Here is a 22,039-nt window from a genome sequence, read left to right as displayed (position 1 = left end):
GGAGGACGACGAGATGGCGGGGGCTATTTCTCCAACCGCGCCACCAGGCTCGAAGTGTCCCAGCGGTTCCCGCCCATCGCCTGGACCTCGGCGTAGTAGCCGTCCACCAGGGCGGTCATGTCCAGCTTGGCGCCATTGCTCTGCGCCTCGTCGAGCACGAGGCCGAGATCCTTGCGCATCCAGTCGACGGCGAAGCCGAAGTCGAACTCGCCCTGCGCCATCGTTCCCCAGCGATTGTCCATCTGCCAGGACTGCGCCGCGCCTTTCGAGATCGCCGCCGCCACCTCCAGGGGATCAAGCCCGGCGCGCCTGGCGAAGTGCATGCCTTCGGCCAGGCCCTGGACGATCCCAGCGATGCAGATCTGGTTGACCATCTTGGTCAGCTGGCCCGCGCCCGGCCCGCCCATCAGTCGCGAGGCCTTGGCGAAGGCGGCGATCACCGGCTCGGCGCGAGCATAGGCGCCTGTCTCGCCGCCGCACATCACGGTCAACTGACCATTCTCCGCGCCCGCCTGGCCGCCGGAGACCGGGGCGTCGACGAACCAACGGCCGCCCTCGCCCGCCAAGGCCGCCATTTCACGCGCAACCTTGGCCGATGTAGTGGTGTGGTCCACAACGACGCCGCCCGCAGCCATCGCCGACAGAATGTCCGCGACCACGCCACGCACGTCGTCGTCGTTGCCGACGCACAGGAAGACGATCTCAGCAGCTTCGGCCGCTTGCGCCGCAGTCCCACACGCTCGCCCACCGTATGCCGCGGCCCAGCGCTGCGCCTTCTCCGGGCTACGATTGAACACCGAGACGTCGTGGCCGGCCTTGGCCAGGTGACCGGCCATGGGAAAGCCCATCACGCCCAGGCCCACGAAAGCGACTCTCATCCGCACGTCCTTCTCTCAACTCAACGTCATCTTAACGGGCCCCGCGCCAATCTGCGCTGGAATCGGGCGGACGGGGTTTGAACATGGCGATGGGCGAAGCGCCTATCCTGATCAAGAAGGTCAAGAAGGCCGGAGGGCACGCTCACCATGGCGGCGCCTGGAAGGTGGCTTATGCCGACTTCGTCACCGCGATGATGGCCTTCTTCCTCTTGATGTGGCTGATCAACACCACCAGCCCGGAGCAGAAGCGCGGCATCGCCGACTATTTCGCCCCGGCCAGCATCTCCGAATCCACTTCCGGCTCCGGCGGGATCCTGGGCGGCACCGCCCTGGGCGAAGATGGCGCGCAAGGCGCCGGATCACAGGCGATCATCGAACAGATGGCCCCGGAATCGCCCAATCCGAACGACGGGTCCCAGCAGGACGCCGCCAAGGAAATGTCTCCGGAAGCCTCCACTGAGGCCCTGCGCGAGGCGATCCTTCAACGCGAACAGGCCGCCTTCGCCTCCGCCGCACAGTCTCTGCGCCAAGCGCTGCAGGACATGCCGGAACTCGCCGAGCTTTCGAAAAACATCCTCATCGACCAGACGCCGGAAGGCCTGCGCATTCAGCTCGTGGATCAGGAAGGCCGCTCGATGTTCGCCACCGGCCGCGCCGAGCCCAACGACCGCGCCAAGTTGCTGTTGCGCGCCGTGGCCAAGATCGTGAACCAGCTGCCGAATCGGATCAGCATCGCGGGCCACACCAACGCCTCAGTGGATGGCGCCAAGCCCGATGGCGACTGGCAGTTGTCGGCCGCGCGGGCCGATGCCTCGCGCCGCGTGCTGCAATCAGCCGGCGTCGACCCGGACCGCGTCTATCAGGTGTCCGGCAAGGCCAATTCAGAGCCGCTCTACCCGGATGATCCGACGCTCGCCGGTAATCGCCGCATCGCCATCGTTCTTCTGCGGGAGGCGCCTGTTCTGCCGCCAAACCACGGGTTGCAGTGACGGAAGCCGGGTGCTGACATTTTGGGACCTTGCGCCTGAGCTTTCGATGACGCCTAATCTCCCCAGGCGCAGTGGTTCGAAAGCGATCGCAAGTCCGTGACGCAGCACTTTCCGACACGACAACTCAGGTTCTTCCTGACGGCGCCGAGCCCGTGCCCGTACCTTCCGGATCGGCACGAGCGGAAGGTTTTCGCCCATCTACCGCTCTCGGACGGCGCCAACGTCAATGACAGCCTGACCCAGGTGGGTTTCCGGCGCTCCCAGAACATAGCCTATCGCCCAGCCTGCGAGAGCTGCTCGGCCTGCGTCTCGGCTCGCATTCCGGCCAAGGACTACGCTTTCTCGCGCTCGGAGCGACGGGTCCTTGCGCGCAACGACGACCTCGAACGCCATCTGGTCGAGGCCGAGGCCACGATGGAGCAGTTCGACCTGCTCCGCCGCTACCTGCTGACCCGCCACGCCGATGGGGGCATGGCCGAGATGACCTGGCCCGATTATGTCGCCATGGTCGAGGACACCGCGGTCCGCACCCACATCATCGAGTATCGCCTGCGGTCCCAGGATGGCGGCCCCGGTGATCTGATCGCCTGCGCGCTCGTCGACCTAATGAGCGACGGTCTGAGCCTCGTCTATTCGTTCTACGATCCCACCATGGGCAAGCGCAGCCTCGGCTCATTCGTGATCCTCGACCACGTGGTCCAGGCCTGTCTCACCGAAATCCCCTACGTCTATCTGGGCTACTGGGTCCGGGGCTCTGAGAAGATGGACTACAAGGTCCGCTTCTCGCCTATCGAACTCCTGCGGCCCGAGGGTTGGTCGCTAATGTCGGCCCGCGACCGCGTCCGCCCTGTCGAGACCTGACCATACCGCGTCGTTGACAGCCGGCCTCGCCGGTTCTCACATGTCTCCCACGGAGCCATCAGAGCTTCGCCAGGGAGACCACCATGGACGCCGAAGCATTCCGGCAGGACGCACGCGCCTGGCTCGAAGCGAACTTCCCACCGTCGCTGAACGGCCAGGGCGGCCTGATGAACGCCGAGGCTCCAACGCCTGAAGAGGGCGACTACAAACTCTGGAAGCAGCGCATGGGCGCCAAGGGGTGGGGCGTTCCCACCTGGCCGGCGGCCTATGGCGGCGGCGGTCTGAACCCAAGCCAGGCCCGCGTCCTGCGCGAAGAAATGGGGCGACTCGGAGCGTGGAATCCCATCGGCGGCATGGGCGTAATGATGTTCGGCCCGACCCTGCTGGAATATGGGAACGAGGAGCAGAAACAGCGCCACATTCCGCCGATCGCGCGCGGCGAGCTGCGTTGGTGCCAGGGATACTCCGAGCCAGGCTCCGGCTCCGACCTCGCCTCGTTGCAAACGAAGGCGGTCGATATGGGCGATCACTTCCTGGTCAGCGGCTCAAAAATCTGGACAAGCGGCGCCCAGTACGCCGACTGGTGCTTCTGCCTGGTCCGCACCGATCCGACCCGCAAGCACGAAGGCATCAGCTTCCTCCTGATCGACATGCGCAGCCCAGGCGTCGAGACGCGGCCGATCCTGCTGATCTCCGGCTCCTCGCCCTTCTGCGAAACATTCTTTACTGATGTCCAGGTGCCCAAGGAAAACCTGGTCGGGCCGCTGAACGGCGGATGGACGGTCGGCAAGCGGTTGCTGCAGCATGAGCGGAACGGGCTGTCGGGCGGAACCGGCGGACCAGGCCGGACCGATCCGGCAGCGCTGCGCACAGCGGCGATCGACTACTTCGGGCAGAATCAGAACGGTGAACTCGCCGATCCCGATTTCCGCGCCCGGCTGATCCAGCAGGAGATGGACGCCAAGGCCTACGCCCTCACCACCCAGCGGGTGGCCGAGGACGCGCGGAACCAGAACGGTCCGAGCGCCGCGACCTCGATCATGAAAAACGCCAACTCGCGCATCAACACCGATCACTGCGAGATGACGATCGAGGCCATGGGCTTGAACGGTCTCGGCTGGGTGGGCGAGGCGTTCAGCCCGCAGGAGCGCGCCGCCGGTCGCGCCTATCTGCGGATCAAGTCTTCGACTATCGCCGGCGGTTCGTCCGAAATTCAGAACAACATCATCTCCAAGCGGATACTTGGATTGCCTGACACGACCCAGAACAAGTAGGGCGCAGCCCTACTGCTTGGCCATCGACAGTTTCAACCGATCCTCGGGGGTGCTCAGGTGGCCATGATCGTCTTGACCGATGTCCATTCGCACCCCGGCTAACTCTCCCCTGTCGCGTTACCGCGCGGGCCATATTGCGGTGAGATGAACAGCGACGCAGCGGGACCTCCAGATGCTTGTGGCGCCCAAAAGGGGATGAGCGCCAAGTTGTCCTCGGTTTCGGCAAGTCATCCCCAAGCCCCGGCCGCCAATACATCGACCGGCCGGCGGCGGCTTGGTAAACTGCTCTCGTGTTTCAGTTGGTTGGACCAGACGCATGACAAGGCAATTGCGCCTGGAACTCCGGCGTCCTGTCTCCTTCGCGCGCCGGGATTTCGTCAAGGGCCCGTCCAACGCCCAGGCGATCGCCGCGCTGGATCTTTGGCCGAACTGGCCCGGCGGCGCTCTGGCGCTGTTCGGACCAATCGGCAGCGGCAAAACCCATCTGGCGCGCGAGTGGGCCGCGCGCTCTGGCGCGATCATCCTTGATCGAACCTCGCCCGATATCACCGCAGCGGCGGGTCGACCCGTCCTGATGGAAGACGTCGACCAAGGGGTCGATGACGAAGCCCTCTTTCACCTGATCAACATGGCCGCGCGCGAGGGCGGCGGCCTGCTGCTGACGGCGCGTGAGGCGCCGGCCGCCTGGCGCGCCGAATTGCCGGACCTGCGCTCGCGGCTCAACGCCCTGCTGGTGGCCGAGATCGAGGAACCGGACGACGAAGTCCTGGAGGGCGTGCTCAAGAAATTCTTCCGCGAGCGGAGCATTCGCGCACCGAAAGAGGTCTATCCCTACCTGTTGCGCCGCATGGAGAGGTCGATCCCCTATGCTCGCGAGATCGTAAAACGGCTGGACGAAGCCGCCGACGATGAACAACGCCCCATTTCGCGCATACTTGCGCGACAGATTCTTGAAGATGATAGCGAGAATCTTGACCTTTTCGATGGATGACTTGCGGCACATTTCGGGTTGGGTCAGAACCAACCCATGCCTACGGACGCTGAATCCATGACCTACGCCGCCCCTGCCCCGCGGCCCGCCGACGAAGCGCCCCTGGCGCTGGACTCCGAGTTGGTCGGCTCGCCCGAGCGCTTCTTCAACCGGGAAATCTCCTGGCTCGCCTTCAATGAGCGCGTGCTGGACGAGAGCAAGAACCCGCGCCACCCGCTGTTGGAGCGGCTGCGGTTCCTGTCGATCTCGGCCAACAACCTCGATGAATTCTACATGGTCCGCGTAGCCGGCCTGAAGGCCCAGGCGCGCGAGAACCTTCGGGTGGTCTCCCAGGACGGGCTGACCCCGATCGAGCAACTCGTGCGCGTCAACGCCGAGGCGGCCAACCTTATGGCCGACCAGCAGGCACAGTGGCGTCGACTGCGCGAAGAACTCGCTGGCGAAGGCCTTACCGTCGTCAACTCGGGCCAGGTCACGCCAACCGAGAAGCAGGCTCTTGAGGCGACCTACATCACTCGAGTCTTCCCGGTGCTGACCCCGCTCGCCATCGATCCGGCGCACCCATTCCCGTTCATCCCCAATCTTGCCTTCTGCCTGGTGCTGAAGCTGAAGCGGGTTTCAGATGGACGCCTGATGTACGCCCTGGTGCCGATCCCAGCGCAAGTCGCGCGCTTCTGGGAGCTGCCCGCCGCACCCAGCCGGCGCAAGCGCCCCGAACGCCGGTTTATCAGCCTTGAGAGCATGACGGCGCTCTTCCTCGACCATCTCTTCCCTGACAGCGAGGTCGAGGCGCGCGGCGTTTTCCGCCTGATCCGCGATAGCGACGTCGAGATCGAGGAAGAAGCCGAGGACCTGGTTCGCGAGTTCGAGGTTCGGTTGAAGCAACGACGCCTCGGCTCGGTTGTGCGGGTCGAACTCGAGGCTGGCATGCCTGAGGAACTGCGAACCTTCATCGTCGAAAATCTGCACGCCAAGGAAGAGGATCTGATCCTCATCGACGGCCTGCTCGGCCTGGACGAACTCAGCCAGCTCATTCCCGCCAACCGGCCGGACCTGAAGTTCAAGCCTTTCGAAGCCCGCTTCCCCGAGCGTATCCGCGATCATGGCGGCGACTGCTTCGCGGCCATTCGCGACAAGGATATCCTGGTCCACCACCCGTTCGAGAGCTTCGACGTGGTGGTCCAGTTCCTGCGCCAGGCCGCCCGCGACCCGAACGTCCTGGCGATCAAGCAAACTCTCTACCGGACCTCGTCGGACAGCCCGATTGTCGCGGCCCTGATCGAGGCGGCGGAGAACGGCAAGAACGTCACCGCACTGGTCGAGATCAAGGCCCGCTTCGACGAAGAGGCGAACCTGAAATGGGCGCGCGACCTGGAGCGCGCAGGCGTCCACGTCGTCTTCGGCTTCGTCGAATACAAGACCCACGCCAAGCTATCGATGGTGGTTCGCAAGGAAGGCGACACCCTTCGCACCTACTGCCACTTCGGGACCGGCAACTACCACCCGGTCACCGCGCGGATCTATACCGACCTGTCGCTGTTCACCTGCGATCCGGCCATGGGCCGCGACAGCGCGCGCCTGTTCAACTTCATCACCGGCTATGCGCGTCCTGACGGCCTGGAAAAGCTGTCACCGTCGCCGCTGACGATGAAGGCCGACCTGCTGACCTACATCATGCGCGAGGTCAAAAACGCCCATGACGGCAAGCCCGCCGCGATCTGGGCCAAGCTGAACTCGCTGGTCGATCCGGTCATCATCGACGCTCTCTACGAGGCGAGTCAGGCCGGGGTCTCCATCGACCTGGTCATTCGGGGCATCTGCTGCCTGCGTCCCGGCGTGCCGGGCCTGTCGGAGAATATCCGGGTCAAGTCGATCGTCGGCCGGTTCCTGGAACACGCGCGCATCGTGGCCTTCGGCAACGGCGCGCCCATGCCATCGGCGGAGAACCGCGTCTTCATCTCCTCGGCAGACTGGATGCCTCGCAATCTAGACCGTCGCGTGGAGTGCCTAACGCCCGTCGAGAACCCCACTGTCCACCAGCAGGTCCTGCAACAGATCATGGTGGCCAACCTCAAGGACGAAGCGCAAAGCTGGACGCTCGACGCGGACGGCCGCTATACCCGCGATCCATCATGGGATCACCCGGGCGCCTTTTCCGCGCACGAGTACTTCATGACCAATCCCAGCCTGTCGGGCCGGGGGCAGAAGGTGAAGGACATGCCGCGCGCGATCGATCATGTGGCCCCGCGCGGATAGCCGGGCCCTCGCCCCAGATCCCGGTCCTGGAACTTTCAAGGACCTAGGTTCGCGCCAAACCGCCGTCATCGACGTCGGCTCCAATTCCGTGCGCCTGGTGATCTACCGGCTGGAAGGCCGCGCCATCTGGACGGTCTTCAACGAAAAGGCCCTTGCGGGCCTCGGCCGCGACCTGCCTGCGACGGGCCGACTGTCGCCCGATGGGATCGAGACCGCCCTGCTCGCCCTGCGGCGCTTCCGGGCCGCCCTCAGCGGATGGGACCGCAGCGACATCTTCGCGGTCGCCACCGCCGCCGTGCGCGAAGCCTCCGACGGCCCGGCCTTCCTCGCCCGCGTGGAGCTGGAAACCGGCCTTCGCCTGCGGGTTCTGTCAGGCGTTGAAGAAGCCCGCTACGCCGCCCTGGGCGTCCTGGCCGGCCAACCTGACGCCACCGGCGTGGTCGGCGACATGGGCGGCTCCAGTCTAGAACTTGTGCATCTGGACGGTGGCGCGCCGCGCGACGGCGTCACCCTGCCGCTCGGCCCCTTCGCGCTCGGGGCGCCCAAACCGCTCGATGTGGACAAGATGCGCAAGGTGATCGACGGGCGCATCGACAAGTCCGGCGTCCGGTTCCGCACCCGGGAATTCCACGCCGTCGGCGGAGCCTGGCGCAACTTGGCGCTCCTGCATATGGAGATGGCTGACTATCCGCTGCGCGTCGCCCACCAGTACGAGATGAGCCGCTCCGACGCCGTTGATGTCGCGCGTTTTGTCGCCCGGCAGTCCAAGGCCTCGCTGGAACGTATGCAAGGCCTGTCGAAGAAGCGCTTTGACACCCTGCCCTATTCCGCCCTGGTGCTGGACGCCCTGATCGAACGCCTCGGCATCGAGCGCATCGTGATCTCGGCCTATGGGCTGCGCGAAGGGCTGCTGCTTGAGGCTATGCCCCCCGAGGAAGCCGCCCAGGACCCGCTGATCGAAGGTTGCGAGGCCCTGACCACGGTTCGCGGGCTGTCCTGCGATCTCGGCATGGCGCTCCACGACTGGCTGGACCCGGCCTTCAGTCGACTGCCGCCTGTCTTTGGCGCTCGCGAACCCACCCTGACGGCCGCAGCCTGCCGTCTGGCCGATCTCGGCGCGCGTCTTCATCCCGATCATCGCGGCGAGCTTGCCTTCGAGCAGGTCCTGCGCGCGCCGATCGCCGGCATGAACCACCCTGAGCGCGCCTTCCTGGCCTGCGCCGCCTTCGCCCGACACTCGTCGGCCCCGGCGACGCCCGAGCCGGGCACGGTCTCCAAGGTTCTGTCCGTCGAACGTCGCCAACGCGCCCGCGCGCTTGGCTCGGCGATCCGGCTCGGCTGCGACCTTTCGGGCCGCAACGCCAGCCTGCTCGGTCACTCGACGCTATCGATCGAAGGCGACCGGCTGATACTGCGCGCCCAGGAGGGTTGGTCTGACATGCTGCTGGGCGAACAAACCGCCAAACGCGCCCAGACCCTCGCCCAGGCGCTGAAGCTCAAGCTACAGTTAGGCTAAGCCGGCATGGCCTTTTCAGCACACGAACGGACCATCCTGCTCGCCGTGAAGGGCGTCGGCCCCACGGTCGTACGGCGCCTGGAGGAACTGGGCATCGAGGACCTAGCCTCGTTGGCTCAGCAGGACGCCGCCGCGCTGTGCGTCGCGGCCTCAGCCCAGCTGGGTTCGACCTGCTGGCGCAACAGCCCGCAAGCCCGCGCCGCGATCGCAGGGGCGATCGAAGCCGCCCAGCGCGCCCAGGATGCGCCCGCCGCGACCTAGGTGACCACCAGGTCCGCCGGAACCTCGATCTCCATATCCAGCAGTTGCTGCGCCTTCCCCTTCGCCAACGGATCCAGCCGCAGGCTCGAGAACTGCCCGCCGCCCAATGCCTGGATGCAGTGAAGATTGATCGCCCCCAGGCCCGGCAGCTCATAGCTGAGCACCTTGGGCGCCTTCGCGCCCTCGAACTCGTGCGCGAAGAAGGCCTGCACCGCCTGCGATCCCAGGCCGCGCCGGATCCAGGGCAGGTATTCGGGCTTGCGCGCAATCACCCCGATGTTGAACGCGTCCCCCTTGTCGCCTGAGCGGGCCCAAGCCAGGTCGATCAACGGCCGGCGCACCAGTTCGCCGGCGGTCGTAGGCGGCTCGGGCACGTTCGGACGCACGACCTGAGCCGGATCGAAGGCCTTCAGCGGCGGCGCGATCTCGATCTCACGCGTCTCATCGCCCAGGCTCACCAAGGCTGGAACCTCGCCGCGCGGCAGCAGCACCGAATAGACGCGCGCGACGGGTGTGATGGTGGGCGCGCCGCCGAACCAGCCCGTCGAGCCGACGCTCATGGAGGTCGTCGGCGAGGCGAACTCCCGCGCCAACAACCCTAGAGCCTCGGCGCTCTCGTGCTCGGCGCCGACCCTGGCGACCACTTCACGCACGGCTCTGGCTTCGGGCCGGGCCTGGGCTCCGTAGGACGCCTCGGCCCCGAGCAGCTCGATCCGGCTGTCGCGAAGAGGCGGCAGGTTGCGCCCTCGCAGCATTTCGGACAGCCGTTCCAAGAGCGCCTCAGCTTGCCGCTCGGCCTTTCGGGCCGCGTCGCGACCGACGACCGGCATCGCCCCGATAAACCGATAGCCATCCTCGAAGGTGATGCAGACCTTGTACGCCCCAGTGGGCGGATAGCCCTTCGCGCCCGTGACCCGCACCCGGTTCTCGCCGGCCGCCTCGACCTTCACCTCGGTGAAATCACACACGACGTCGGGCAAGGCGTAGCCTTGGGGATCGCCGACCTCATAGAGGATCTGCTCCGCCACAGCAGCCGGCGACACCAGCCCACCCGTCCCCGGCGGCTTGCAGACCACGAAGCTGCCGTCGGCGTGGCATTCGATCACCGGATAGCCGATGTGCGCCCAGTCCGGCACGTCCTCCCAATCGGTGAAAAGGCCACCCGTCGCCTGGGCGCCGCATTCGATGACGTGGCCCGCCAACGAACCGGCCGACAACAGATCATGGTCGGCCTCAGTCCAGCCGAACTCATGCATCAGCGGTCCCAACGCCAGGGCGCTGTCGACCACACGGCCAGTGATCACCATGTCCGCGCCGGCTGCAAGCGCCTCGGCGATCGGCCGACCGCCGAAATAGGCGTTGGCGGTGAAGACGCGCTTTGGATCGGGGAACTCGGCGTCAGTGAACATCTCGGTCAATCCACGCCCGGCCAAATCATCCAGGCGGCCCATCAGATCGTCGCCTTCGACCACGGCGATCTTGAAGCTGAGGCCAGCGGCGGCCGCCAATTCCTCCATCCGTGCTCGGCAGGCCCGCGGGTTGAGGCCGCCGGCGTTGGTGACGATCTTGACGCCCTGGGCCTTCAGCTCCTGGAGGTTGTCCTTCCAGACCCATTCAGTGAAGTCGCGAGCATAGCCCTGGTCAGGCCGCGCGGCCTTCAATTGGCCCAGGGACGACATCGTCGCTTCAGCCAGATAGTCGAGGATCATGTAGTCGAGACGTCCGCCCTTCAGCAGTTGCGGCGCCGCCACCGAGGAGTCGCCGAGGAAACCGCCGGCTCCGCCAATCCTGACAATCTTGACCATGATCACCTCACTGAACTCGCCCAAGAAACTAACGCGCCTGCCGTAGCGGCCGCCTAGCCCCGTCGCGCGCCGCGCCACTGCCACGAAACCGACATCCAGCCTTCATGCGCGCGTGATGAACGCCGTCGATGAACGCGCCCGAGCGGGCCGCCCCCAGCGGCCACCAACAGTAGGGCAGTGGAGCTTTTGGTTATGGGCGAGATTTCCTGGACGCGGGCCCGAAGGGCCGCCAACGCCCTGATGCTTACCGCTGCGGTCTCGGCCCTGGCTGGCCCGGCCGGCGCCGCCGAGCGCGCCAAGAACGTGATCCTGTTCATCGGCGACGGCATGGGCGTAGCAACCCTGACCGCCGCCCGGATCTATGAGGCCCAGCAACGTGGCGCGGACGGCGCCTCCAACCGTCTTTCGTTTGAGGCCTTCCCGCAACTGGGTCTGGTGCGGACCTATTCCGCCGACAGTTTGGTGACCGACTCGGCCGCCGGCGCCTCGGCGATCCTCACCGGCCACCGGACTTTGAACGGCGCGCTCGGCGTCGATGACAAGGTTCGCCGCGGGGATTGCGCCTCGGTGGCCCCCTCCACGGTGCCCACCCTGGCCGAGTTGGCGCGAAAGAAGGGTCTGGCGACCGGTGTCGTCTCGACCGCGGCGATCACAGACGCGACGCCGGCTTCGCTCTACGCCCACACGCCGTCGCGCCAATGGCAATCGGACGCTGACCTGCCGCCCGAAGCCGTCGCGGCCGGCTGCAAGGACATCGCTCGGCAGATGCTGGACGGCCCCAAGGCCCTGCAGCTCGACGTGATGCTGGGCGGCGGCGAGGCGGCCTTCACCCCCACCGAACGCGACGGTAAGCGACTAGATGGCCGGGACCTGACCGCCGAATGGCGCGCCGGCGGCGGCGCCTTCGTAAAGACCGGATCGGAACTCGCCTCGGTTCGGAAAGACACCAAGCGCCTGCTCGGCCTGTTCGCCCCGGGGAACATGATGCGCGAGAACCCCCGCGCCGTGACCCAGACCGACGCCCCGCGCCTGACGGAGATGACCGTCAAGGCGATCGAAGTCCTGTCACAGAGCAAGCAGGGCTATTTCCTGATGGTCGAGGGCGCTCTAATCGACAAGGCCCATCATATGAGCCTGGCTCAGGAAGCCCTGAATGAGACCGTGGAGCTCGCCAAGGCGGTGGCGGCGGCCCAGGCGATGACCGACCCCAAGGACACGCTGATCATCGTCACCGCCGATCATAGTCATGGCCTGACGATCAACGGAGGAGCCAGAGACACCTCGATCCTGGGTCTGCTGCCAGGGAACGAAGACGATCCGGCCAGGGCGCTCGACGGCAAGGCCATTCCGATCCTGATGTATGCGAGCGGCCCCGGCGCCCCCCCGGTGGGCGAGCTTCGTCCTGATCCCGCCGACCTGGACACCGCCGATCCCGACCTTCGCAGCTTCGCTGCGACGCCCCTCAACAGCGCCGCCCACACCGGCGAGGACATCGCTACCTACGCCACCGGCCCGGGCTCACAAGGCATCCACGGCCTTATGGACCATCCGGCGGTCTTCGAGGTCATGCGCAAGGCCCTGGCCCTGCCCTAGGCGCCGCACATACCCCTGACTAGAATGGCTTCAACAAGAACGAATCCATTTCGGGGGATATCCATGATGCTGACACGCCAAGGCCTGCTGGCCGGCCTTTTCGCGACCGGTGCGCTGATTGCGCTCCCGGTGCAGGCGGAGGTGAAACTCGCCGCCCCTGCATCGGTCGGCATGTCGGCTGAAGGCCTGAAGGGTATCGACCAGGCCATGCACGGCCTCGTGGACCAAGGCCGCCTCGCAGGCGTCACCACCCTGGTCGCTCGCCACGGCAAGGTCGTCCACTTCGACGCCTATGGCGTGCAGGACGTGAACTCCAAGGCGCCGATGCAGCGCGAGACCATCTTCCGCATCGCCTCGATGACCAAGCCGGTCACCGGCGTGGCGATGATGATCCTCTTCGACGAGGGCAAGTGGAAGCTGGACGACCCGGTCGCCAAGTTCATCCCCGAGTTCGCCGACCTGAAGGTCAAGGGCCCCGACGGGACCCTGGTCGCCCAAGACCATCCGATGACCATGCGCGAGCTGATGAGCCATACGGCCGGCTTCGATGTCTCGAGTGGCTATGCGCCCGAAGTGACCGACCGGAACCAGCCGCTGCAGGCGATGATCGACAAGTTGGCCAAGCTGCCGCTCGCCACCCAGCCAGGGACGGACTGGCGCTATGGCCCCAGCGTCAACATCCAGGGCTATCTGGTCGAGAAGCTGTCAGGCCAGCCGCTGGATGTGTTCTTCCAGACCCGCATCTTCGATCCGCTGAAGATGCCGGACACCGGCTTTGCGGTATCGGCCGACAAACTGCCGCGCGTCAGCGCCATCCATAGCTACGACGAGCAGAAGAAGCTGATCGCCCCGCCCAATCCGATCGACGCCTCGGTGAAGCCGGTGCTGCTGTCCGGATCAGGCGGACTGCTCTCCACGACGCAGGATTACTGGCGCTTCTCGCAGATGCTGCTGAACGGCGGCGAACTGGACGGCGCGCGCATCCTGAAGCCCGAAACCGTCAAGCTGATGCGTCAGAACGTGCTGAAAGAGGGTGTCCTGGTCGATCTCTATGGCCCGAGCATGGACGGCGTCGGGTTCGGCATGGACTTCGCGGTGATCCTCGACCCGGCCAAGGCCAAGACCCCGCAGGGCAAGGACAGCTATTACTGGGGCGGAGCTTTCGGGACCTGGTTCTGGATCGACCCTACCAATGACGTGGTGTTCGTCGGTATGATCCAGAACCTCAACGGCTCGATACCTGGCCGCGATACGCCGGACGTCCGTTCGACATCCTATCCGCTGGTCTACAAGGCCCTGACCGATCCTAAGAAGTAGGTCCAGATAGCAAGAAGGCGGCGCGGCGGTTTCCCGCTGCGTCGCCTTCTCATCCAGGCTCTGCAGCCTAGGGCCTCAAGGTCTTCGACGTTTTCGATTCGCGAGGTCGCCCTGGCTGGCCGTTTTCGTCGTCGTGACCCTTTCAAGTTCGGCGTCCGGGTTGCCCCTGGGGCCTTGCTCTTGGAGTCTACTGCTTGCTGGGTGGTCTGGTCTCCCAGGTCTCCTGCGCGGCAGTTCCTTTCGACAATTGAAGGCTCGCGCCGATCAGCTCTACTGGCAAGCACGCTTCAGCGTCGCCAAGCTGCGAACCGGTGGACAAGCGGTGCGAAACTCGGTGGAAAAACACCGATAGTCCAAAGCAGCCAAACCGTCAGAGTTATCCACAGTTTCGTCCACTTAAGCTTCAGCGCGCCAACTCGGAAGCCGCAAGTTCTCCACCAGATAGTCAATGAAAGCCCGCACCCGGGCCGGCAGTCGGCCGCCCTGTCCGAGAAAGACCACGTGCACCTCCAGCACGTCACCGGGGTTGAAGGCCTCCAGCACCGGAACCAACCGCCCGGCGGCGATGTCTCGCGCCGCTGAGAAGACGCTCATTCGGGCCAGACCTGCGCCGGCCAGCGCCAGTTCCCTCAGGCTCTCGCCATCCCCGACCTGCACGGCCGCAACGCCGGGCAGATAGGCCACCTGCCCGTCCGGGCCCAGAAACGGCCAATTGCGAACGCTGCGTGTGAAATTGAAGTCGAGCTGATCGTGCTGGTTCAGGTCCTGCAGCCTCATGGGTACGCCCCGCCGCGCGAGATAGTCCGGCGAAGCCACCACGACCGCGCGGCTCTCGCCGAGCTTCCGCGCCACCAGACTAGAGGACTGCAAGTCGCCCACCCGCAGCGCAACATCCGCACGCTCGTCCAGTAGATCCACGACCTGATCGGTTAGGACGATGTCCAGGGTGACCTCCGGGTGCTTGGTCAGGAAATCCGGGACCAACGGTAAGAGCAACTGCCGACCAAGGCCCACATTGCTGTTCACCCTCACCCGCCCGCGCGGCGCGGCGCCGGCGGTAACTTCCCGCTCGGCCTCGTCGATGTCCGCCAGCACCTGGACTGAGCGTGTGTAGAAAGCCGTCCCTTCGGGTGTCAGTTGCAACTTGCGGGTCGAGCGGTTGAGCAGCCGCGCCCCTAACCTTGTCTCCAGCCGCGCGATCAGCTTGCTCACCGCCGAAGGCGTAATCCGCAGAGCGCGTGCGGCGGCCGACAGCCCGCCTGTCTCCACGACCCGGACAAAAACCTCCATCTCGGTAGAGCGATTGACTTCGGAGCGAGCCATATTGGACTTGAACTCACATATGATGTTCCAAATGACACTCTAATTCATCGATGTAATTGGCGCCATCTAGCCGGGACCACGCCGCTACCCCGGAGCCCTCCCTTGCCTCTCGCCCTCTATGCCCTCACCGCCGGAGCCTTCGGGATCGGGGTGACCGAGTTCGTCATAATGGGACTGCTGATGCAGGTTTCCGGCGATCTTGGCGTCTCGATCTCCGCCGCCGGCCTGCTGATCACCGGCTACGCGCTCGGCGTTTTCGCCGGGGCGCCGCTGCTGACGATCGCAACCCGACGCCTGCCCCAAAAGACCACCCTGGTCTGGCTGATGGTCATCTTCACCCTCGGCAACCTGGCCTGCGCCCTGGCGCCGACCTACGAGACCCTGATGATCGCGCGGGTCGTCACCGCTCTGGCCCACGGCACGTTCTTCGGCGTCGGCTCGGTGGTCGCCGCCGGACTTGTGCCGCCTGAACGGCGGGCCTCTGCCATCGCGCTGATGTTCACCGGACTCACCGCCGCGACCCTGGTCGGCGTCCCGTTCGGCGCCTGGTTGGGCGAGGCCTTCGGCTGGCGCTCGACCTTCTGGGCCGTCACCGGTATCGGCGTCTTCGCCGCCCTGGTGCTGATCGGCTTCGTGCCCCGCGCCAAGCAGGCGCCCGAGGTCGGCCCTCTATCCGAAGAACTGGCGGTGCTGAAGCGCCCGCAGGTGTTGCTCGGCCTGCTGATGACCGTGTTGGGGTTTGGCGGGGTCTTTGCGGTCTTCACTTACATCCAGCCGATCCTGACCCAGATCACCGGCTTCCCGCTGGCGGCCGTCTCACCCATCCTGCTGGTGTTCGGAGGTGGCTTGGTCGCCGGCAATTTCCTGGGCGGCAAGTTCGCGGACCGCGCCCTGACGCCGGCTCTCTTTGGCACCCTGGCCGTCCTGACCATCGTGATGGTGTCCATGACCTTCTTCTTGGAAAGCAAGATCGCCGCCGTGATCTTCACCGGCCTGCTCGGCGCGGCGGCCTTCGCCACAGTCGCCCCCTTGCAGCTTCGCGTAATGGAGGCGGCGGGCGGCGCGGGCCAGACCTTAGCGTCGAGCCTGAACATCGCCGCGTTCAACCTCGGCAACGCGCTGGGCGCATGGCTCGGCGGAACGGTCATCGACCACGGGCCTGGCCTGCACGCCGTCACCTGGATCGGCGCCTTCATGCCCGCCGCCGCGATCGCCGCGGCGCTCTACAGTCAACGCCTGACCACGCGGCCGGCCGTGGCCTGCTGATACGAAAACGGCTCCCTCATCAGAGGGAGCCGTTGTCAGCTTCGATCACAGCCTTCCTGCCGGAAGGCTCTTGCTGTCGTCACTCCGCCGCAGCCGTCGCCTTGGGCGCCCTGCGGACTTCCACGACACGCACACGGGTTCCGTCCAGCACCAGGGCCAGCTCGCCGCGCTTGAGCCGCAGGGCGTCCTCGCCGAACGCCTCGCGACGCCAGCCGGTGAGCGCCTGGCTCTTGGCGTTGTCGTCATTGGCGATCTGCTCAAGGTCAGACATCGTCGCGATCAGCTTGGACGCCACACCGGCGTCTTCCGAGCGCGCCTTCAGCAGCACCTTAAGCAATTCCACGACAGCGCCCGCCGCCGGTGACGGCTGATGCTTGGCGCGTTCGATCACCGGGGCGTAGGCCTCCGGATCCTTGAGCGCCTCGCGCACGGCTGCCAGCAGGTCGGGTCCAAACCGCGACCCCGAGAAGCCCTTGGGCACCGAGCGCAGGCGATCCAGGGCCTCGGCGTCGGTCGGCGCCTGGGTGGCGACCTCGTCGATCGCGTCGTCCTTCAGGATGCGGCCGCGCGGCTGATCGCGGATCTGGGCGGTCTGCTCGCGCCAAGCGGCGACAGCCTTGAAGACCGCCAGATACTTGGCCGTGTGGCGGCGCGGCTTGAGCCGCTTCCACGCGTTCTCCGGCGTCACGTCGTAGAGCGCCGGATCAGCCAGGCTGCGCATCTCATCGACGACCCAGGCCAGCCGCCCTTCCTTTTCCAGCCGCGAGCGCAGCATCGGATAGAGCTTGGCCAGGTGCGTCACATCGCCCAGGGCGTAGACGAGCTGAGCATCGGTCAGCGGTCGCCTGGCCCAGTCGGTGAAGCGCGAGGACTTGTCGATCTCGATCTTCAGCATCTGGCGCACCAGCGCGTCATAGGCGATCTGTTCACCGAATCCGGCCGCCATGCCCGCCACTTGGGTGTCGAACAGCGGAACCGGCATCGCCTTCAGATTATTGAAGATTTCGACGTCCTGGCGGGCGGCGTGGAACACCTTTTCGATGCTCGGATCGCGCAGGATTTCAAGGAATGGCTCAAGGTCCAGCCCGTCGGCGAGAGGGTCGATGACCGCCTCGGCGTTGGGGGCTGCGGCCTGGATCAGGCAGAGCTTGGGCCAGTAGGTGGTCTCGCGCATGAACTCGGTGTCTACGGCGACGAAGGCTTGGCCTTTGATCTTGTCGCAGAACGCCTGGAGTTCGGCGGTGGTTGTAATCGGCGTCATCAAGTAGCTATACGCTCGCGCAGCCCCGAGTCTGCAAGCGCCGGATGCGCGCAGGCGTTAATTTCTGCCTCCCCTGAGCCCAAAAGGCGTCACATGACCGATCGGCCCAATGGCCTCACCTACGCCCAGGCGGGCGTCGACATCGACGCCGGGAACGACCTGATCGAGCGTATCAAGCCTCTGGCCAAGGCGACTCGCCGTCCTGGAGCGGATGCCGCCCTGGGCGGCTTCGGCGCCTTGTTCGACCTGAAAGCGGCCGGCTACGCCGATCCGCTGCTGGTTACGACGACCGACGGCGTCGGCACCAAGCTCAAGATCGCCATCGACACCGACCAGCACGACACGGTCGGCATCGACCTGGTGGCCATGTGCGTCAACGACCTGCTGGCCCAGGGCGCTGAGCCGCTGCTGTTCCTCGACTACTTCGCCACCGGCAAGCTGAACGTCGAGGAGGCCACCCGCGTGGTCGCCGGCATCGCCGAGGGCTGCAAGCAGGCTGGCGCGGCCCTGGTCGGCGGCGAGACCGCCGAGATGCCGGGCATGTATTCCGAAGGCGACTATGACCTGGCCGGTTTCTCGGTCGGCGCGGTTGAACGCGGCGCTGTGCTGCCGACCCTCGACACCCAAAAGCCCGGCGACCTGCTGATCGGGCTCGGCTCCTCGGGCCCGCACTCGAACGGCTATTCGCTGGTTCGCCGCGTGGTCGAACGCTCGGGCCTAGCCTGGGACGCCCCGGCCCCCTTCGCTGAAGGCAAGACCCTGGCCCAGGCCCTGATGGCCCCGACCCGGATCTACATCAAAAGCGTGCTGCCCCAGATCAAGGCCGGCCGCATCAAGGGCGCAGCTCACATCACCGGCGGCGGCATGAACGAGAACCCGCCCCGTGCGATCGCCGAAGGCCTGGAAGCCAAGTTCGATTGGGACGCTTGGGCCCTGCCCCCGGTGTTCCAATGGCTGGCCGAGGTTGGCGGGATCTCCGAGCACGAACTGCGCCGCACCTTCAACTGCGGCGTCGGCATGATGCTCATCGTCAGCCCTGAGAACCTGCCGGACGTCCTCGACGGCCTACTCCACGCTGGCGAAGACGCGTTCGTCTGCGGCGAGCTGGTCGCGGCGTCTTAAAGCCGATGCAGATGCTCCTCCTTTGGGGGAGCTGTCAGCAAAGCTGACTGAGGGGGACTGGGGCCAGGGTCGCCGCCCCCTCCGTCTCGCCGCGACGCGGCGAGCCACCTCCCGCAGCGGGGGAGGATCTAACTACCCTTAAACACCGCCGCCCGTTTCTGATTGAACGCCGCCACGCCTTCGCGGCGATCGGCTGTGCGGAACAGGCGATTGTACTCTGACAACTCAAGCTCCATCGCCTGATCGAGCGGGAGAGCCGCCCCACCGCGAACTACGGCCTTCAGCGCCTTCACCGACAACGGCGCCTTGCTGGCGATCACCTCGGCGCGCTGCAGCACCTGCGTCATCAGCTCAGCGGCCGGAACCACCCGGTTCACCAGGCCAAACTCCAACGCTTGGGCGGCATCGACCGGCAAGCCCGACATCAGCAGTTCGGCGGCGCGCCGCTCGCCGGCCGCCCGCGTAACGAACTGGGTGCCGCCCAGGCCCGGAATGATGCCAAGGCCTACCTCGGGCAGGCCCATCTTGGCGGTGTCAGCGACCCAGGCGAAGTCGCAGGCCAAGGCCATCTCGGCCCCACCGCCCATGGCCGCGCCGTTCACCGCCGCAATGATCGGGAACGGGCAGGCCAGCTGGGCGCGGATCATCGCCTCGAACATCACATGCTGATCAGACCAGGCCTGATCGCTCATGCCATCGCGTTCCTTCAGGTCCGCTCCAGCACAGAAGAAACGGCCCGCGCCGGTCAGGACCACTACCCGGATGGTCGGATCGGCGGCCAGCGCTGTCCACAACGCCAGCAGTTCCTCACCCATGGCGGTGTTCAACGCGTTGGCCGCTTCCGGTCGCGACAAGGTCACCACCCGGACGCCCGGCGAAGGTTCGCTCAGTTCGATCGTGCTGGTCATCGTCCCTCCGGTCCGGCGACCACGCCGGCGTCATGCAATCGCGCGATTTCACCCGAGGACAGCCCCAGCACTTGCGCCAAGACCTCGTCGGTATGCTGCCCCAGCTTCGACGCGGCCCTCGCCGGCGCGCGAACGTCCTGCGGAATGGTCCCCGCGAAGCCGGCGGCGGGATAGGTTCGGCCGCTGGGGTGCGCCACGTCGCTGAACACCGGATTGCCTTTGATCAGCCGGGGATCTTCCGCCGCCTGGCTCATCGGCTGGTACGGTCCCCAGCACACCCCGGTCGCCTCGAAGGAGGGCTTCAGCTCATCCAGGGTCTTGCGGGCGAACGCGGCCTCGAAGATCGGGAACAGCCGCCCGCGATGATCGAAACGTAGCCCCTCGTCGCTCGCAAAGCTCAAGCCGAGTTCAGCCTCCAAGGCCGCGACCGGAGCTTCGATCTCCAGCACCGCCAGCAGCCCCTTCCACTGGCGGGGCGTGATCGCCACCAACATGATCTGCTGGCCGCCCTTCAGCGTGAAATCGCGGCCAAAGGCGCCATAGAGGTCGTTACCCATCCGCGGCCGGTCGGGTCCCGCCAGGCTCTCTGCCAGATAGCCGAGATTGGCCATGGTCGATCCGGCGATGTCCGACAGCGGAATGCGGATCTCGCGCCCCTTGCCGTCCCTGCTGCGGGCATGCAGCGCCGAAACCAGGGCGAAGGCGGCGTAGGCGCCGGTCAGCAGGTCCCAAGTCGGCACCACGTTGTTCACCGGGCGTGGGTCGTCAGGATGACCGTTCATCATCGGCACGCCGATGGCGCTGTTGACGGTGTAGTCCACGGCCGGCCCGCCATCGGCCCAGCCCATCACACGCGCGCAAATCAGATCCGGCCGCAACGCGCTGAGCTTCTCGTAGGACAGGAACCCCTCGACCGGGAAATTGGTGACGAATATCCCGCCCTCTTCGCCCGGCGCCGCCGCCAGCCGAGCGGCCAGTTCGCGCCCCTCGGGCCGGCCGAGGTCGAGCGCGACCGATTTCTTGGACTTATTCAGACCCTCCCAATAGAGGCTGTCACCGCCCGGCGTCAGCGGCCAGCGCCCGAAGTCGGGCCCACCGCCGATATTGTCGAACCGGATCACCTCGGCCCCAAGCTGGGCGAGATACAGGCCGCAGGTCGGACCGGCCACGAAGGCCGATCCCTCGACAACGCGCAGGCCTTTGAGAAGGTCGTACATTCGTCCCCCTAGAAGCTCTTCGGCATACCCAGCACGTGGGTCGCCACGTGGCTGAGGATCAGGTTCGTGGAGATCGGCGCCACCTGATAGAGCCGCGTCTCCCGGAACTTGCGCTCGATGTCGTAGTCCTCAGCGAACCCGAACCCGCCATGGGTCTGCACCGCCATGTCTGCGGCGAACCACGACGCCTCGGAAGCCAGCATCTTGGCCATATTGGCCTCTGTGCCGCAGGGGATATCGCCGTCGAACATGGCCGAGGCCTTGTCGACCATCAGCGAGGCGGCGGTCAGTTGCACGTGGGCTCGGGCGATGGGGAACTGGACGCCCTGGTTCTGGCCGATCGGCCGGCCGAACACCTCGCGCTCCTTGGCGTAGCCGCTGGCCCGGTCGATGAAGAACTTGCCGTCGCCGATACATTCAGAAGCGATCAGGATTCGCTCAGCGTTCATCCCGTCGAGGATGTAGCGGAAACCCTTGCCCTCCTGGCCGATCAGATTGGCGACTGGGACCTTCAATTCATCGAAGAACAGTTCGGTGGTGGCATGGTTCAGCATGGTCCGTACCGGGCGGATGGTCAGCCCATTTCCGACTGCCTCGCGCAGATCGACGATCAGTACGCTCATGCCGTCGGAAGGCTTGGCCGCATCCTCGCGCGCCGTCGTGCGGCACAGCAGCACCATCAGGTCAGAATGTTCGGCCCGGCTGATCCAGAGCTTCTGGCCGCTAACCACATAGTGGTCGCTCTCGCGGCGGGCGAAGGTCGAGATCCGGGTAGTGTCGGTCCCTGCCGTGGGCTCGGTGACGCCGAACGCCTGCATGCGCAGCTCGCCGGTGGCGATCTTCGGCAGATAGGCTTCCTTCTGCGCCTCGCTGCCGTGCCGCAGGATCGTGCCCATCGTGTACATCTGGGCGTGACAGGCGCCGCCGTTGCAGCCCGAGCGGTGGATCTCCTCCAGCACCGCCGTCGCGGCCGCCAATCCGAGTCCCGAACCGCCATAGGCCTCGGGGATCAGCACCGACAGGAACCCCGCCTGGGTCAGCGCCTGTACAAACTCAGTCGGATAGATGCGGTCGCGATCCAGCGCTCGCCAATATTCGCCAGGGAACTGGGCGCAGAGCTTTCGTACGGCGTCACGGATCTCCGGAAAGCTCTCACTGACGTCCACCACGATCCTCCGCCGCGGCGCCGCGCCGCCACTCA

General features: G+C 66.0%; 18 protein-coding genes. 11 read left to right on the top strand and 7 right to left on the bottom strand.

Features of this window, described 5'->3' with window-relative positions; all coding sequences use genetic code 11:
* Nucleotides 1–23 precede the first annotated feature (23 nt).
* Nucleotides 24–878, bottom strand: a complete 855-nt coding sequence (locus Q8M13_RS13270; RefSeq protein ID WP_305300437.1) for an NAD(P)-dependent oxidoreductase — start codon at nucleotides 876–878, stop codon at nucleotides 24–26.
* 83 nt (nucleotides 879–961) lie between these two features.
* Here Q8M13_RS13270 and Q8M13_RS13265 point away from each other — a divergent pair, with 83 nt between their 5' ends.
* The 7 genes from Q8M13_RS13265 to Q8M13_RS13235 all read left to right on the top strand — a co-directional run bounded on the left by Q8M13_RS13265 (nucleotide 962) and on the right by Q8M13_RS13235 (nucleotide 9,026).
* Complete coding sequence (locus Q8M13_RS13265) at nucleotides 962–1,867, top strand: flagellar motor protein MotB (RefSeq protein WP_305300436.1); 906 nt, start codon at nucleotides 962–964, stop codon at nucleotides 1,865–1,867.
* A gap of 96 nt (nucleotides 1,868–1,963) precedes the next feature.
* Nucleotides 1,964–2,728 (top strand): arginyltransferase, encoded by a 765-nt coding sequence (locus tag Q8M13_RS13260; protein ID WP_305300435.1) that lies wholly within the window; start codon nucleotides 1,964–1,966, stop codon nucleotides 2,726–2,728.
* An 83-nt stretch (nucleotides 2,729–2,811) separates the two neighbouring features.
* Entirely contained in the window at nucleotides 2,812–4,002 is a 1,191-nt protein-coding gene (locus Q8M13_RS13255; RefSeq protein WP_305300434.1) for an acyl-CoA dehydrogenase family protein, read from the top strand.
* 316 nt (nucleotides 4,003–4,318) lie between these two features.
* Nucleotides 4,319–4,993 carry a DnaA ATPase domain-containing protein gene (locus Q8M13_RS13250; RefSeq protein ID WP_305300433.1) on the top strand — a complete coding sequence of 225 codons (675 nt, stop codon included), beginning with the start codon at nucleotides 4,319–4,321 and terminating at the stop codon, nucleotides 4,991–4,993.
* Between the two features lie 57 nt (nucleotides 4,994–5,050).
* A complete protein-coding gene (locus Q8M13_RS13245; protein WP_305300432.1) occupies nucleotides 5,051–7,249 on the top strand; it encodes an RNA degradosome polyphosphate kinase in 2,199 nt (732 codons plus the stop codon).
* Nucleotides 7,230–8,765, top strand: coding sequence for a Ppx/GppA phosphatase family protein (locus Q8M13_RS13240; protein WP_305300431.1), 1,536 nt, complete (start codon nucleotides 7,230–7,232; stop codon nucleotides 8,763–8,765). The genes Q8M13_RS13245 and Q8M13_RS13240 overlap by 20 nt, the downstream gene beginning before the upstream one ends.
* Before the next feature lie 6 nt (nucleotides 8,766–8,771).
* On the top strand, nucleotides 8,772–9,026 hold the full coding sequence (locus tag Q8M13_RS13235; RefSeq protein WP_305300430.1) for a helix-hairpin-helix domain-containing protein: 255 nt from the start codon (nucleotides 8,772–8,774) through the stop codon (nucleotides 9,024–9,026).
* Here Q8M13_RS13235 and Q8M13_RS13230 read toward each other — a convergent pair.
* Nucleotides 9,023–10,831 (bottom strand): acyclic terpene utilization AtuA family protein, encoded by a 1,809-nt coding sequence (locus Q8M13_RS13230; protein ID WP_305300429.1) that lies wholly within the window; start codon nucleotides 10,829–10,831, stop codon nucleotides 9,023–9,025. The genes Q8M13_RS13235 and Q8M13_RS13230 overlap by 4 nt on opposite strands.
* 192 nt (nucleotides 10,832–11,023) lie before the next feature.
* On the opposite strand from Q8M13_RS13230, the gene Q8M13_RS13225 reads away from it, so the two are divergent.
* Both Q8M13_RS13225 and Q8M13_RS13220 read left to right on the top strand, forming a co-directional pair.
* Complete coding sequence (locus Q8M13_RS13225) at nucleotides 11,024–12,424, top strand: alkaline phosphatase (protein ID WP_305300428.1); 1,401 nt, start codon at nucleotides 11,024–11,026, stop codon at nucleotides 12,422–12,424.
* A 63-nt stretch (nucleotides 12,425–12,487) separates the two neighbouring features.
* Nucleotides 12,488–13,741: a serine hydrolase gene (locus Q8M13_RS13220; protein ID WP_305300427.1), complete on the top strand. Its 1,254-nt coding sequence runs from the start codon at nucleotides 12,488–12,490 to the stop codon at nucleotides 13,739–13,741.
* A gap of 396 nt (nucleotides 13,742–14,137) precedes the next feature.
* Here the strand turns inward: Q8M13_RS13220 and Q8M13_RS13215 are convergent, their stop codons facing one another.
* Nucleotides 14,138–15,064: a LysR family transcriptional regulator gene (locus Q8M13_RS13215; protein WP_305300426.1), complete on the bottom strand. Its 927-nt coding sequence runs from the start codon at nucleotides 15,062–15,064 to the stop codon at nucleotides 14,138–14,140.
* A 102-nt stretch (nucleotides 15,065–15,166) separates the two neighbouring features.
* Between Q8M13_RS13215 and Q8M13_RS13210 the strand changes: the two genes are divergently transcribed.
* A complete protein-coding gene (locus Q8M13_RS13210; protein WP_305300425.1) occupies nucleotides 15,167–16,330 on the top strand; it encodes an MFS transporter in 1,164 nt (387 codons plus the stop codon).
* Nucleotides 16,331–16,409: 79 nt separating this feature from the next.
* Here Q8M13_RS13210 and rnd read toward each other — a convergent pair whose 3' ends face one another.
* Nucleotides 16,410–17,591, bottom strand: coding sequence for a ribonuclease D (gene rnd, locus Q8M13_RS13205; protein WP_305300424.1), 1,182 nt, complete (start codon nucleotides 17,589–17,591; stop codon nucleotides 16,410–16,412).
* Between the two features lie 93 nt (nucleotides 17,592–17,684).
* Between rnd and purM the strand changes: the two genes are divergently transcribed.
* The gene (purM, locus tag Q8M13_RS13200) at nucleotides 17,685–18,713 is read left to right on the top strand and encodes a phosphoribosylformylglycinamidine cyclo-ligase (RefSeq protein ID WP_305300423.1); all 1,029 of its coding nucleotides are present in this window, start codon (nucleotides 17,685–17,687) and stop codon (nucleotides 18,711–18,713) included.
* Between the two features lie 128 nt (nucleotides 18,714–18,841).
* Here purM and Q8M13_RS13195 read toward each other — a convergent pair whose 3' ends face one another.
* From Q8M13_RS13195 to Q8M13_RS13185, 3 genes are read right to left on the bottom strand one after another with little or no spacing between them, the layout of a single operon-like run.
* Nucleotides 18,842–19,621 (bottom strand): enoyl-CoA hydratase/isomerase family protein, encoded by a 780-nt coding sequence (locus tag Q8M13_RS13195; protein WP_305300422.1) that lies wholly within the window; start codon nucleotides 19,619–19,621, stop codon nucleotides 18,842–18,844.
* The gene (locus Q8M13_RS13190) at nucleotides 19,618–20,838 is read right to left on the bottom strand and encodes a CoA transferase (RefSeq protein ID WP_305300421.1); all 1,221 of its coding nucleotides are present in this window, start codon (nucleotides 20,836–20,838) and stop codon (nucleotides 19,618–19,620) included. The genes Q8M13_RS13195 and Q8M13_RS13190 overlap by 4 nt, the downstream gene beginning before the upstream one ends.
* An 8-nt stretch (nucleotides 20,839–20,846) precedes the next feature.
* Nucleotides 20,847–22,004, bottom strand: coding sequence for an acyl-CoA dehydrogenase family protein (locus tag Q8M13_RS13185; RefSeq protein WP_305300420.1), 1,158 nt, complete (start codon nucleotides 22,002–22,004; stop codon nucleotides 20,847–20,849).
* Nucleotides 22,005–22,039: the final 35 nt, after the last annotated feature.

It is taken from the genome of Phenylobacterium sp., assembly GCF_030681155.1.
Classification (GTDB): Bacteria; Pseudomonadota; Alphaproteobacteria; order Caulobacterales; family Caulobacteraceae; genus Phenylobacterium.
Note: the sequence above shows the minus strand (reverse complement) of the source record. Positions and strands in the feature narration are given on the sequence as shown.

What these genes read in the sequence shown, in the direction of transcription:
- Q8M13_RS13235 (WP_305300430.1), top strand. Translation starts at nt 8,772, where the DNA reads ATGGCCTTTTCAGCACACGAACGGACCATCCTGCTCGCCGTGAAGGGC.
- Q8M13_RS13245 (WP_305300432.1), top strand. Translation starts at nt 5,051, where the DNA reads ATGACCTACGCCGCCCCTGCCCCGCGGCCCGCCGACGAAGCGCCCCTG.
- Q8M13_RS13220 (WP_305300427.1), top strand. Translation starts at nt 12,488, where the DNA reads ATGATGCTGACACGCCAAGGCCTGCTGGCCGGCCTTTTCGCGACCGGT.
- Q8M13_RS13230 (WP_305300429.1), bottom strand. Translation starts at nt 10,831, where the DNA reads ATGGTCAAGATTGTCAGGATTGGCGGAGCCGGCGGTTTCCTCGGCGAC.
- Q8M13_RS13195 (WP_305300422.1), bottom strand. Translation starts at nt 19,621, where the DNA reads ATGACCAGCACGATCGAACTGAGCGAACCTTCGCCGGGCGTCCGGGTG.
- Q8M13_RS13215 (WP_305300426.1), bottom strand. Translation starts at nt 15,064, where the DNA reads ATGGCTCGCTCCGAAGTCAATCGCTCTACCGAGATGGAGGTTTTTGTC.
- Q8M13_RS13255 (WP_305300434.1), top strand. Translation starts at nt 2,812, where the DNA reads ATGGACGCCGAAGCATTCCGGCAGGACGCACGCGCCTGGCTCGAAGCG.
- Q8M13_RS13265 (WP_305300436.1), top strand. Translation starts at nt 962, where the DNA reads ATGGCGATGGGCGAAGCGCCTATCCTGATCAAGAAGGTCAAGAAGGCC.
- Q8M13_RS13225 (WP_305300428.1), top strand. Translation starts at nt 11,024, where the DNA reads ATGGGCGAGATTTCCTGGACGCGGGCCCGAAGGGCCGCCAACGCCCTG.
- Q8M13_RS13190 (WP_305300421.1), bottom strand. Translation starts at nt 20,838, where the DNA reads ATGTACGACCTTCTCAAAGGCCTGCGCGTTGTCGAGGGATCGGCCTTC.
- purM (WP_305300423.1), top strand. Translation starts at nt 17,685, where the DNA reads ATGACCGATCGGCCCAATGGCCTCACCTACGCCCAGGCGGGCGTCGAC.
- Q8M13_RS13250 (WP_305300433.1), top strand. Translation starts at nt 4,319, where the DNA reads ATGACAAGGCAATTGCGCCTGGAACTCCGGCGTCCTGTCTCCTTCGCG.
- Q8M13_RS13240 (WP_305300431.1), top strand. Translation starts at nt 7,230, where the DNA reads ATGTGGCCCCGCGCGGATAGCCGGGCCCTCGCCCCAGATCCCGGTCCT.
- rnd (WP_305300424.1), bottom strand. Translation starts at nt 17,591, where the DNA reads ATGACGCCGATTACAACCACCGCCGAACTCCAGGCGTTCTGCGACAAG.
- Q8M13_RS13270 (WP_305300437.1), bottom strand. Translation starts at nt 878, where the DNA reads ATGAGAGTCGCTTTCGTGGGCCTGGGCGTGATGGGCTTTCCCATGGCC.